The organism is Bradyrhizobium sp. DOA9 (assembly GCF_000617845.2).
Lineage (GTDB): Bacteria > Pseudomonadota > Alphaproteobacteria > Rhizobiales > Xanthobacteraceae > Bradyrhizobium.
In genome coordinates this window covers 2,120,053-2,131,692 of the sequence record NZ_DF820425.1, presented here as the reverse complement: position 1 = coordinate 2,131,692, position 11,640 = coordinate 2,120,053, and the positions used below count along the sequence as shown (strand labels likewise).

Below are 11,640 nucleotides of genomic sequence, written 5' to 3'. Positions count from 1 at the left end.
TTTTGACGAATTCACGAAAGGTTGTCAGCCTGTGTGGCTTCTCGATCACATTATTTGCATTCCAAGGTGCAGAGGAGACCCGTGTAAACCCGGGGATCGCCAGGCGGCGTCACACCTTCGCTTCCGAATCAGGCTGGGCCCGGCACGGCAGCCGCCAGGGCGGCCTGCGGCGATGCAAAAAGGCCGCAGCACCAGGTGCAGCGGCCTTCTTGCTACCAGTCCCAAGTTACAGTCCCAGCGAGTGACGGTCCGAAGGCGATGAGAGGCCGCCTTCCTACCCCTGTCCCTCGGCCGGCGCCGCTTCCGCAGAAGACGAAGGCATCGCCCAGCTTGTCTCGGCGGGCGGGGGAGCCTCCGCCGGTGCCGACGGCTTCGGAGCAGGCGCTGCCTTCGCCTTCTTCGGTGCCGCCTTCTTCGCAGTTTTCTTGGCGGCCTTCTTCGGAGCAGCCTTCTTGGCCGCGGCCTTCTTTGCCGACTTCTTCGGGGTGGCCTTCTTGGCAGATTTCTTTGCAGACTTCTTGGCGGTCTTCTTGGCCGCCTTCTTCTTTGTCGCCTTCTTCGCCGCTACGACCTTCTTGGCCTTCTTGGCCTTCTTGCTTTTCTTCTTCTTCGCTTTCGCCATCGTGGTCCTCCTGTTGCCGCCGAACAATGGTCGATCGGGCGTCTTCAGTCGTCACCTCGGGAGGAAAGTTCAGGCTTCTGAAAGCTCAAACCTGCGCGTTCAGTGCCGGCCGCGCTCCGCCCGTCGCCCAATCGAGAAGCTCAATCGTGTGTACGACCGGAACTGACGTGCCACTGGCAATCTGCACCATGCAGCCGATATTGCCCGCGGCAATCATGTCCGGCTTGACGCTCGCGATGTTGGCGACCTTGCGATCGCGCAACCGACCCGCAAGCTCGGGCTGGAGAATGTTGTAGGTCCCCGCCGAACCGCAACACAAATGGCTCTCCGGTACATCTTTCACCACGAATCCATTCTTGGAAAGCAATTCTTTCGGAAGGCCTGTGATTTTCTGTCCATGCTGCAACGAGCACGCGGAGTGATAGGCGACGACGATGTCCTCGTGTCGCGCGGTCGGTTCGAGTCCGAGGCCGGCGATGTATTCGGTGATGTCCTTGGCGAGCGCGGAGATCTTCGCCGCGTCGGCGGCGAACGTCTTGTCCTCGCGCAAGAGATAGCCGTAGTCCTTGATCACCGTGCCGCAGCCGGACGCAGTCACCAGGATGGCGTCGAGCCCCTCGCCGGCTGCTTCTTTCCCCCACGCCGTGATGTTGGCCCGCGCCCGCGCCAAGGCATCGCCGTCGTTGCCGAGATGATGGGTCAGCGCGCCGCAGCACTGCTCGTCCCGAACCAAAACGACCTCGATACCGTGGCGGGTGAGCAGACTGATGGCGGCCTGGTTGATGCGCGGCGCCAGCACCTGCTGGGCACAGCCCTGCAGCAGCGCGACCCGGCCGCGCTTCTTGCCCAGCGCCGCGAACACGCTGCCGGGGAGCGGGCCCGGCGCCGGCAGCCGGCTTGGCGCCAGCGCCAACATCGCCTTGATGCGCTGGATCAGGCCGGGCGTGGCCGAAGGCCGCGGGGTCGGCAGGAACACGGCGAGCGGACGGGCCAGCCGTGCCAGCACCATGCTCAAGCGAAACCGCTGCGGGTCCGGCAGCACGAAGGCGAGCACCTGGCGCAGCAGCCGCTCGGCCAAAGGCCGCTGATAGCGCTGCTCGATCCTGACCCGGGCCTGGTCGACGAGATGCATGTAGTTCACGCCCGAGGGGCAGGTCGTCATGCAGGCGAGGCACGACAGGCAGCGGTCGACATGCTTGACCACCTCGGCGGTCGGCGCCTGATCCTTCTCCAGCATCTCCTTGATCAGATAGATGCGGCCGCGCGGGCTATCGAGCTCGTCACCGAGCAGCACATAGGTCGGACAGGTTGCGGTGCAGAAGCCGCAATGGACGCAGGCGCGCAGGATCTTGTCGGCTTCCGCAATGTCGGGATCGGCGAGCTGCGCGAGTGAGAAATCGGTCTTCATCAGCTAGCGCTCCGCGTGAGCCGCCCCCGGTTGAGAATGGTCTTCGGATCGAAGCTGGCGCGCACCCGCTCGCTCAGCGCGGCAATGCCCGGTGCCTGCGGATGGAACACGTCGACGTCGCGCCTGACATCATCGGTCGCCCGGATCAGCGTGGCATGCCCACCGACCGCATTCGCCCGCGCACGCACGAGCGCGGCATGCGCGTCCGGCTTCGGCGGCAGCGCCGCCCAGATCAGGCCACCGCCCCAATCGTAGATCACATCGCCGCCCGTCTCGCGCGTCAATTGGGTGCCGAGCGCCGCGCCCGAGGCCGGCGGGCAGACGATCCGCCAGACCGGCCAGGCGCCGAGCGCGCTGCTCGCCGCGAACGGCAGCACGTCGCGGATCGCGGTCCACAGGCCTGCGGATGCCCCGTCCTCGATCAGGGTCGCGGTTCCAAAAGGCGCCAGCAATTGCCGCAGCGAGCCGGCGCGGTGCGCGGCGGACGCGGTGATGCCCTCGAGCCGCAGCACGGTCAGCGCCTCGCTTTCCCCTGCGAGATCGCCCAGCCCCTCGGTCTTGGCCCGGAGCGCCGATTTCGGCAGATGCGCGGCGGCCGAGACGTCGAACGGGGAGCCCAGCGCCGCGGTCATGGCCTTGTTGGCCGCGGCATCATCGAGCCCGCGCAGCAGCAGCGTCCGCTCGGCCTCGGGCTTGGGCATCACCTTCAGCGTGACCTCGGTCATCACCGACAGCGTGCCCCAGGACCCCGCCAGCAGCTTGCAGAGGTCGTAACCGGTGACGTTCTTCACCACCTTGCCGCCGGTCTTGAAGCTGTCGCCAAAACCGGAGACCGCATGCGCACCAAGCAGGTGATCGCGCGCCCCGCCCGCCCGGATCCGCCTGGGACCGGCGAGCCCGGCCGCGATCATGCCGCCGATGGTGCCTGAGACAGGCGTGCCGAGCAGCGGCGCGGTATCCATCGGCTCGAAGGCGAATTGCTGGTTCTTGGCGTCGATCAGCGCCAGCACGTCGGCGAGCGGCGCCCCGGCCTGGAGCGTGATGATGAGCTCGTTGGGCTCGTAGGAGGTGACGGCATTGAGCGCGGAGACGTCGAGCACCGCATTGGTCGCCATCGCGTGCCCGATGCCGCGCTTGCCGCCATGGCCGATGATCTCGAGCGGCTGCTCATTGGCAATCGCCGCGCGCACCACCTCTTCGACGTCTTTGGCGTCTCTGACCTTGAGCGTATCCACGGGAAAAGGCGGTATCCAAGTTTAGAACGGAAAGCAAATCTGGCGCGACCTAGAACCGCGGCAAATCCGGGAACGCCAGCTTGCCCGCATGCACATGCATGCGGCCGAGTTCGGCGCAGCGGTGCAGGGTCGGAAATACTTTTCCGGGATTGAGCAGGCCCTGGGCGTCGAAGGCGCATTTCAGGCGCTGCTGCTGGTTGAGGTCGACCTCGCTGAACATGTCGCCCATCAGGTCGCGCTTCTCGATGCCGACGCCGTGCTCGCCGGTGAGCACGCCGCCGAACTCGACGCAGGCGCGCAGGATGTCGGCACCGAAGGCTTCGGCGCGCTCGATCTCGCCGGGCTTGTTGGCATCGTAGAGGATCAGGGGATGAAGGTTGCCGTCGCCGGCGTGGAACACGTTGGCGCAGCCGAGCTGGTACTTTTCCGAGAGCTCGCGGATGCGCGCCAGCGCCCTCGGCAGCGCGCCGCGCGGGATGGTGCCGTCCATGCAGAGATAATCGGGCGAGATGCGGCCCACGGCGGGGAACGCCGCCTTGCGGCCGGCCCAGAACAGGTTGCGCTCGGCCTCGGAACTGGAGATCTGCAGCGTCACCGAGCCGCAGCCTCGTGCAATGCTCTCGACCCGCGTGATCAGCTCATCGACCTCGATCTTGGGCCCGTCGAGCTCGATGATGAGCAGCGCCTCGACATCGAGCGGGTAGCCGGCATGGACGAAGGCCTCCGCGGCGTGGATCGCCGGCTTGTCCATCATCTCCATACCGCCGGGAATGATGCCGGCGCCGATGATGCGCGCCACGCATTCGCCGGCCGCTTCGACCTCGGCAAAACCTACCATCAGCGCGCGCGCCGTCTCCGGCTTCTGCAGGATGCGCACCGTGATCTCGGTAATGACGCCGAGCAGGCCTTCCGAGCCGGTGATGACGCCCATCAGGTCATAGCCGGGAGTCTCGCACCCCTTGCCGCCGATGCGCAGGATCTCGCCGCTCATCAGCACGATCTCGCAGCCGAGCACGTTGTTGGTGGTCATGCCGTATTTCAGGCAGTGCACGCCGCCGGAATTCTCCGCGACATTGCCGCCGATCGAGCAGGCGATCTGCGAGGACGGATCAGGCGCGTAATAGAAGCCCGCATGCGCGACCGCCTGGCTGATCGCGAGGTTGGTGACGCCAGGCTCGGTGACGACGACGCGGTTATCGAAATCGATCTCGCGGATGCGCTTGAACTTGCCGAGGCCGAGCAGCACGCCGTCCTCGAGCGGCAGCGCGCCGCCGGACAGCGAGGTGCCGGAGCCGCGCGGCACCACCTTGATGCCCTGCGCGGCACAATATTTCAGGACGAGCGAGACCTGCTCGGTCGTATCCGGCAGCACCACGACCATCGGCGGCTGCCGATAGGCAGTCAGCCCGTCGGATTCATAGGCCCGCATCTCGGCGAGGCTGTCGATCACGCCCTCGCCCGGCACGATGGCGCGCAAAGCGGCGACGATTTCGCTGCGACGCGCCAGCACGGCCTGGTCGCTTGCTGGCATCATGATGGCCATTTTGAGAAGCCTTCGTCCGACGGATGGAATTATCTCGGCAAATCAATCATGTCTTGCCGTCCTTGGGTAGGTCCTCCGAAGGTCGCATTGCTTTGTTGCAGCGCAAGTTCTCTCTGGGGCAAGTCTGCTATCAGGAAACCTGTCAAGGTTTCGCGGCTTGTCCACTTGCATCGGACCTGCCAAAACCACGACCCTCCATCTGACCCGGGAAGAGACGAAGAGCACACTTATGACAAAACTGACTTTCGGCGCGCTGACGATCCTCACCGCAATTGCCACCGCACCCGCCGCGATGGCGCAGGATGTCGCGGCCGGCAAGACATCGTTCAACAAGTGCCTGGCCTGCCACGCGATCGGCGAAGGCGCCAAGAACAAGGTCGGCCCCGAGCTCAACGGGCTCAACGGCCGCAAATCGGGCACTGCCGAGGGCTATAATTATTCGGACGCGAACAAGAATTCCGGCATCACCTGGGACGAGGCGACCTTCAAGGAATACATCAAGGACCCCAAGGCCAAGATCCCCGGCACCAAGATGGCGTTCGCCGGCATCAAGAACGAGACCGAGATCAACAATCTCTGGGCCTTCATCGCCCAATACGACAAGGACGGGAAGGTCAAGCAGTAAGCATGTGAGAACGCGGCCGCTGACTGCGCTTGAAAGACTTTAGTCGGCGGCCGCCTGCGCCGGAACGATTTTGCCGATCATCGTCTCGATCTCGGCCTTCACGAGATCCGGCACGGCGTTCTGCACCATGTGGCCGAGATCGGGCAGCACGATCAGCTTTGCATTCGGCACTGCCGCGGCGAACGGACGCGCGTGGATGCTGGTTCTCACCGTCTTGTCGGGCTCGCCGGCGATGATCGTGACCGGCGCGCTGATCTCGCCATAGCGCGCGACTTGCGCGGCGACCGCCTCTTTCAGCGTCACCAGATCATAGGCATTGGCGATGAACTCGCGCGGGCGCAGCAGAAGCGGCGTCGCGGAGTCCTCCACGAAACCATCCGGCATCGTCTGCGGCAGGAACACGTTGCGGGCCCCGGCTTCGGTGACGAAATAGCCGAGCGGGAGCGTGATGGTGTAGGCGAGCAGCGGGCCGATCACGGGCGTTGCGATGATCTCGTTGTAGCGCCCGACGCCGCCGCGCCAGGGATGCGTGACGGGCGCGAGCATCACGAGACCCGCAACGCGGTGCGGATGATCGAGCGCGATCCGGGCGCCGAGGGCGCCGCTCCAGGAATGCACCACGAAGACCGCGCGATCGATCCCGAGCCTGCCAAGCGCCTCGTCGATCATGCGCGCCTGAATCTGCGGCGTCGAATCCTGGCGGCTGGCGCGCGTGCTCCAGCCGTGGCCGGGGCGGTCGATCAGAATTACGCGATGATCCCTGGCGAGGAGATCGCCGAGCGGCCGGCGCATCGCTTCGAGATTGGAGCTCGCACCGTGCAGCATCACGATCGGCGGTCCGGCCTCGCGCGGCCCGAGATCGACGACATGAAGCGTCGCGCCATCGACCTCGATCATGCGGCCCTGCGGCGGAAAGGCGCGCTGCACGGCGACGACTCCGGCCTGCGTGAGCAGCGCCAGCAGGACCAGCGCCGTCACGACTGACATCACGATCATGGGGAGAATCCGGGTGGTCCTGGGCACGAGGCAGCTACGGCTCTGCTCGGGCGACAGTTTCGCCGGCGTCGGTCCGCGCTTCCATCGAAAATGCTGGGGCTGTGGATATGTGCATAATTGCCGATCGGAAAAACTCAACGAAATCAGGGCTATTCTAGGCGGCACGCAAGCTTCGGACCAGCTTCATGCGGGCGTCATGGCGGCTTCCATATAATCGCCATGGTCGGTTCCGCCATCTAGGCGCGGGTGGGCGCCGATCCTCCTCGCAACGTCAGGGGATGCGGGAAAGACCGGCAGGAATTGTCCTGGTTTGAACCGGAGAATTTTCGATGAGCTTCAGATCGAACGATAGTGCAATCGACGAAATCGTCGCGAGCTGCAATGGCGATCTGCGCGGTGCCGTGCGGGCGCTGCTGCTGATCAACGAGCATCTCGAGACCGAGCTGGCAAAGGCTTACGCCGCAGCCGCCGACCGCGGCCTCGTCGAGCGCGGCAGCAGCGTGCTGCATTGAGCACAGGCTAGTTCGTACCGTCCTCGTCTTTTTCCTCGTCCGGCGTGAGTGCGGGACAGACGCGGATCGTCGAGCGGGCAAGCTTGGCATCGGCCCTGGACTTGTAGGGACCGTCGCCGAACCAGATATCGCCGATGATGACCGGATTGCTGGTCACGATATTGCATTTTCCGGTGGCGCGATTGCCGACCACCCAGAACAATCCGTCGGCGAAGCTCGCCGTTCCCGACGCGAGCAGCACTACAGCTGCGACCATCAAACGCTTCATGGCTTTCGCTCCTGCCATGCAGGTAGGCCGGCAACAGGCCCCGCAATAGCCCTTGCGACGCCCTGGCTCGGATCGTGGTTAATCCGCGCCGGCCGCGATCGCTCGAGAAAGCATCGACTTATAGCTAGATGTCGCGGCCCTCGACCTTCTCGGTCAGCGCCTTGACCTGATCGGGGATCTTTTCGAGATACGGATTGAGGGCGAGCGCCTTGCGGTAGGCGTCGAGCGCGCGCTTCTCGTCTCCGACCTCCTGCATGATCATGCCGAGGCCGGCGAGCGCGCCGAAATGGCGCGGCTCGCGGGTCAGCACCTGCTGGATGTCCGCGAGCGAGCGGCCATAATCGTTCTGCATGTAATAGAGCGTCGCCCGCCGGTTCCAGGCCTCGATGTAATCGGGCCTGAGCTTGATGACCGAATCCAGCAGCTTGATCGCGACGTCGATCTTCTTTGCATCGACCGCGGTCTTGGCGCGTGACATCAGGAGCGCGGCGGTGTCGCTCGGGGTCTGCAGCCAGATCGCCCAGATCCGCGCCTCGACATGCTTGGCGCTGGCCTCGTCGGGCGCCGCCTTCAGCGCGCCGAACAGGAAATCGAGATTCTTGCTGCGGTCGACCTTCGGCAGCTTCGACGGCGCCTCGGGCAGCTTCTTCTGCTTGCCGGGCGGCTCGACCTGCTGGGCCAGGGCGGCCGGCGCAAGGCCGGCGGTTCCCAGCACGAGGGCCAGACACAGGGTGCGCGCGAAACGGAATCTCACTGCCATGGCAGAAGTCTAAACGCGCAAAGCCGCCCTTGCAAAGCAAAGGCGGCGTCAAACTCGTGTGAGACCGTGGTCTTGCGGGCGCGCAGAGGCGACCGCGGGGCAAACTCAGCCCTGGCGCGCCTTGAAGCGGCGCTGCACCTTGTTGATCACATAGACCCGGCCCTTGCGGCGGACCAGGCGGTTGGCGCGATGGCGACCGCGCAGCGATTTCAGCGAGTTACGGACCTTCATGGCGGAATCCTGAACGTTCGAAAGGCCGTGTTCGGCACTACCGTTTCGGCACGCGCGAATGTGGCAAAATGAGATTTTTCCCGCCGGCGGACCGACCGCCCGGGACGGAGCGGTTCTTAAGGCATGGCGGGAGGTGATGTCAATGTTAACTGGCTCCGCGGCCGCTCCAAAACCGTGAAAACAACCCCATGCACAGTAGAAGCGGCCGGATCGGCCCGATTTTCTCGCAATGACTTCAAAGGCTCTCCAACGCGCCTTGCCAAATTCGTTATATCCTATAATCAATTCGTCAACCCGTCGGGAGGACACAATGCCAAAGCTGAAGCTGCCTGATATCGACAAAGTCGTCGCCATCGACATCCACACCCATGCCGAGGAGCCCTGCGGCACCCATCCCGACGACGGCTATGACGATTTCCAGGCGCAGATGGCGGAGTATTTCAAGTCGCCGCACAAGCATCCGCCGACCGTGCCGGAGACCGCGGCCTATTACCGCTCCAAGAACATCGCCGCGGTGATCTTCCCCGTCGATGCCGAGCGCGAGACCGGCTTCCGCCGCTACAAGAACGAGGAGATGCTGGAGATCGCCTCCGACCATCTCGACGTGCTGATCCCCTTCGTCTCGATCGACCCGCACAAGGGCAAGCTCGGGGCCCGCGAGGCGCGCAAGCTGATCGAGGAATACGGCGTGCGCGGCTTCAAATTCCATCCGACCATGCAGGGCTTCTACGCCAACGACCGCATGGCCTATCCGCTCTATGAAGAGATCAACAATGGCGGCGCGATCGCGCTATTCCACACCGGCCAGACCGGCGTCGGCTCCGGCATGCCCGGCGGCATGGGCATGCGGCTGAAATATTCCAACCCGATGTACATGGACGACGTCGCGGCCGATTTCCCCGACCTCAAGATCATCCTCGCCCATCCCTCCTTCCCCTGGCAGGAGGAGGCGCTCTCGGTCGCGACCCACAAGCCGAACGTCTATATCGACCTCTCCGGCTGGTCGCCGAAATACTTCCCGCCGATCCTGGTGCGCTACATCAACTCGATCCTGCAGGACAAGATGCTGTTCGGCTCGGACTGGCCGGTGATCACGCCGGACCGCTGGCTGTCGGATTTCGCCAAGATCGACATCCGCGACGAGATCCGGCCGAAGGTGCTGAAGGCGAACGCGCGAAAGCTGCTGGGGATCTGACACGCATCGAGGGCTTCGGGCAACCGAAGCCCTCATGCTCAAAGTCTCAGACCTGCGCCAAGCCGCCGTCGACGAAAACCTCGCCGCCGGTCATGTAGCTGCTGTCCGAGGACGCCAGGAACGCGGCCACTGCCCCGGTCTCGCTGGGGTCACCGACGCGCCCGATCGGCGTCGCGCTGCCGAGTGCATCGAAGGCTTCCTCGCCGACGATCTCCAGCGCCAGCTCCGTCTTGGTCGGCCCCGGCGACAGCACGTTGACGCGGATGCCCGTGCCGCGCAGGTCCAGCGCCCAGCTGCGCGCCAGATTGCGGATCGCGGCCTTGGTCGCGCTGTAGATGCTGAATTGCGGCGTCCCCATCACCCCCGTGCTCGACCCGGTCAGGATGATCGACGATCCCTTGCTCATCAGCGGAAGGGCTTTCTGCACGGTGAATACCAGCCCTTTCACATTGACGTCGAAGATATGATCGTAATGCTCGACGGTGATCTCGCCGAGCGGGGCAAACAGCCCGGTGCCGGCGTTGGCGAACAGAATGTCGAGCCCGCCGCGTTCTTTCCTGACCGTCTCATAGAGCCGATCGAGATCGGCAAGGTCCGTCACCGATCCCCTGACGGCGCGCGCCGAGGACCCCAGCTTCGCCACGGCGGCATCGAGCTGCTCCTGCCGGCGCCCGAAAATGTAGACGAACGCGCCTTCCTCGACGAACCGTTTCGCCGCGCCAAACCCGATGCCGGTGCCGCCGCCGGTCACCACTGCCGTCTTGCCTTTTAGTCTGCTCATGATGTGCTCCTTCATTGAGGTTGCACTGAGCTGGCGGCGTACCCACCTATCGACAAGTATGCACCTTTTGGTAAGTACCCAAAAAATGTCAGACACGACTCTCCCGCCTGCACAGGCGCCAACACCTGGCCAGACTTGCACGCCGACTTTGCCCGGCTTCACCTGCGGTCTCGACGCGACCTTGCGGGTCGTCGCCGGCAAGTGGAAGCCGCTGATCCTGTACTTCGTCGCCCAGGACGGACCGACCCGTTACGGCGAGCTCCGGCGCGCCATACGCGACGTCAGCGACAAGGTGCTGATCCAGCAGCTGAAGGAGCTGGAGGCCGATGGCCTCGTGAAGCGGACCGACTACAAGGAAGTGCCTCCGCGGGTGGACTACAGCCTCACCCCGCTGGGTCACAGCCTCGCCCAGGCGCTGGTGCCGCTCTGCACGTGGGGCACCGAGCACATGGCGGAAGTCAGCCAGGTGTTTGCCGAGCGCGCGACCTGGCCGCGGCGAGGACGTCAGCCGACCGGCTAGCTTGCGCTGCACTCGTGTGAGGTTTGCTCCGCCAGGATTGCTGCGCGTTCGCGCAGCTCGCCTTGAGTCCGGCTTGGGCCCAGGAGCGGACTTTGAGGGGCGGCGTTGATCCCCATCAAGCACCGCCGCATCGCGGTTCTCTACGCTTTATCAAAGCTATCGGCGAGGATCGCACCATGCTTCCCTTCACGCCTGAGCAGTTCCTCAACGTCTTCGCGATCTACAATAAGGCGATCTGGCCCGCGCAGATTGTGGCTTACGTGCTTGGAGCCATAGCCGTGGCCGCCCTTCTTCGGCCGGGCCGTGTCTCTGATCGCGCAATCTCAGCCGTCCTAGGATTGATGTGGCTATGCACCGGCCTTCTCTATCACAGCGTCTTCTTCTCGTCGGTAAATAAGGCCGCCTTCGCCTTTGGCGCCTTGTTCGTGGTAGAGGGCGTGGCACTACTCTACACCGGCGTCCTCCGCGACGGTCTTCGCTTCGCGATCAATTACCGCTTTCGAGCGGCAATCGGCGCGGGGTTTATTCTCTATGCGTCTCTCGTCTATCCGCTGATCGGAATCGCGACGGGGCATTCTTGGCCGGCCTTACCGATGTTCGGCGTAGCGCCGTGCCCCGTCACGATTTTCACCTTCGGCCTGTTACTCACGACGACCCGCCGCTTCTCTTACTGGCTTCTAGTGATCCCCTTCATCTGGTCACTCATCGGCGGTAGCGCTGCTATCCTCCTCGACGTTCGACAGGATTGGGTGCTCTTAGTTAGTGGTCTCATTGCCGTTCCGATCATCGTCATCAGGGACCGGCATGCAGGTGCGGTAGCCGAGGAGGCCAGCCTGACACCCTCAGTCGAATTGCGTCCATGATCGACGAGTAGCAGCGACCGCGCGATTATTTGGAAAGCCACTCCTGAGAATGAGCGACCGACATCATGCCTTCAGGCGATA

General features: G+C 64.2%; 14 protein-coding genes. 5 read left to right on the top strand and 9 right to left on the bottom strand.

Going from position 1 to position 11,640, the window contains the following annotated elements; genetic code table 11:
* Positions 1 to 274: 274 nt before the first annotated feature.
* The 4 genes from BDOA9_RS09860 to BDOA9_RS09845 form a co-directional block, all read right to left on the bottom strand.
* Entirely contained in the window at positions 275 to 622 is a 348-nt protein-coding gene (locus BDOA9_RS09860; protein WP_042336453.1) for a hypothetical protein, read from the bottom strand.
* Positions 623 to 707: 85 nt separating this feature from the next.
* Complete coding sequence (glcF, locus tag BDOA9_RS09855) at positions 708 to 2,030, bottom strand: glycolate oxidase subunit GlcF (RefSeq protein WP_025033770.1); 1,323 nt, start codon at positions 2,028 to 2,030, stop codon at positions 708 to 710.
* Complete coding sequence (locus tag BDOA9_RS09850; protein WP_025033769.1) at positions 2,030 to 3,265, bottom strand: FAD-binding protein; 1,236 nt, start codon at positions 3,263 to 3,265, stop codon at positions 2,030 to 2,032. Before BDOA9_RS09850 ends, glcF begins: the two co-directional genes overlap by 1 nt.
* A 49-nt stretch (positions 3,266 to 3,314) precedes the next feature.
* The gene (locus BDOA9_RS09845) at positions 3,315 to 4,808 is read right to left on the bottom strand and encodes an FAD-linked oxidase C-terminal domain-containing protein (RefSeq protein WP_025033768.1); all 1,494 of its coding nucleotides are present in this window, start codon (positions 4,806 to 4,808) and stop codon (positions 3,315 to 3,317) included.
* 229 nt (positions 4,809 to 5,037) lie between these two features.
* Here BDOA9_RS09845 and cycA point away from each other — a divergent pair, with 229 nt between their 5' ends.
* Positions 5,038 to 5,433 carry a cytochrome c-550 CycA gene (cycA, locus tag BDOA9_RS09840; protein ID WP_025033767.1) on the top strand — a complete coding sequence of 132 codons (396 nt, stop codon included), beginning with the start codon at positions 5,038 to 5,040 and terminating at the stop codon, positions 5,431 to 5,433.
* A gap of 39 nt (positions 5,434 to 5,472) precedes the next feature.
* Here the strand turns inward: cycA and BDOA9_RS09835 are convergent, their stop codons facing one another.
* Positions 5,473 to 6,429, bottom strand: a complete 957-nt coding sequence (locus tag BDOA9_RS09835) for an alpha/beta fold hydrolase (RefSeq protein ID WP_025033766.1) — start codon at positions 6,427 to 6,429, stop codon at positions 5,473 to 5,475.
* A 329-nt stretch (positions 6,430 to 6,758) separates the two neighbouring features.
* On the opposite strand from BDOA9_RS09835, the gene BDOA9_RS09830 reads away from it, so the two are divergent.
* Positions 6,759 to 6,941: a hypothetical protein gene (locus tag BDOA9_RS09830; RefSeq protein WP_025033765.1), complete on the top strand. Its 183-nt coding sequence runs from the start codon at positions 6,759 to 6,761 to the stop codon at positions 6,939 to 6,941.
* A gap of 7 nt (positions 6,942 to 6,948) precedes the next feature.
* Here BDOA9_RS09830 and BDOA9_RS09825 read toward each other — a convergent pair whose 3' ends face one another.
* From BDOA9_RS09825 to ykgO, 3 genes are all read right to left on the bottom strand, one after another.
* Complete coding sequence (locus BDOA9_RS09825; RefSeq protein WP_025033764.1) at positions 6,949 to 7,209, bottom strand: hypothetical protein; 261 nt, start codon at positions 7,207 to 7,209, stop codon at positions 6,949 to 6,951.
* A 124-nt stretch (positions 7,210 to 7,333) separates the two neighbouring features.
* Entirely contained in the window at positions 7,334 to 7,969 is a 636-nt protein-coding gene (locus BDOA9_RS09820) for a tetratricopeptide repeat protein (protein ID WP_025033763.1), read from the bottom strand.
* Positions 7,970 to 8,074: 105 nt separating this feature from the next.
* Entirely contained in the window at positions 8,075 to 8,200 is a 126-nt protein-coding gene (ykgO, locus tag BDOA9_RS09815) for a type B 50S ribosomal protein L36 (protein ID WP_006611362.1), read from the bottom strand.
* 310 nt (positions 8,201 to 8,510) lie between these two features.
* Here ykgO and BDOA9_RS09810 point away from each other — a divergent pair, with 310 nt between their 5' ends.
* Positions 8,511 to 9,395, top strand: coding sequence for an amidohydrolase family protein (locus tag BDOA9_RS09810; RefSeq protein ID WP_025033762.1), 885 nt, complete (start codon positions 8,511 to 8,513; stop codon positions 9,393 to 9,395).
* A gap of 46 nt (positions 9,396 to 9,441) precedes the next feature.
* On the opposite strand, the gene BDOA9_RS09805 is transcribed toward BDOA9_RS09810, so the two are convergent.
* Positions 9,442 to 10,176, bottom strand: a complete 735-nt coding sequence (locus BDOA9_RS09805) for an SDR family NAD(P)-dependent oxidoreductase (protein WP_025033761.1) — start codon at positions 10,174 to 10,176, stop codon at positions 9,442 to 9,444.
* An 85-nt stretch (positions 10,177 to 10,261) separates the two neighbouring features.
* On the opposite strand from BDOA9_RS09805, the gene BDOA9_RS09800 reads away from it, so the two are divergent.
* Both BDOA9_RS09800 and BDOA9_RS09795 read left to right on the top strand, forming a co-directional pair.
* Positions 10,262 to 10,696 (top strand): winged helix-turn-helix transcriptional regulator, encoded by a 435-nt coding sequence (locus tag BDOA9_RS09800; protein WP_082847806.1) that lies wholly within the window; start codon positions 10,262 to 10,264, stop codon positions 10,694 to 10,696.
* A gap of 176 nt (positions 10,697 to 10,872) precedes the next feature.
* Positions 10,873 to 11,559, top strand: coding sequence for a DUF6064 family protein (locus BDOA9_RS09795; RefSeq protein WP_025033759.1), 687 nt, complete (start codon positions 10,873 to 10,875; stop codon positions 11,557 to 11,559).
* Positions 11,560 to 11,640: the final 81 nt, after the last annotated feature.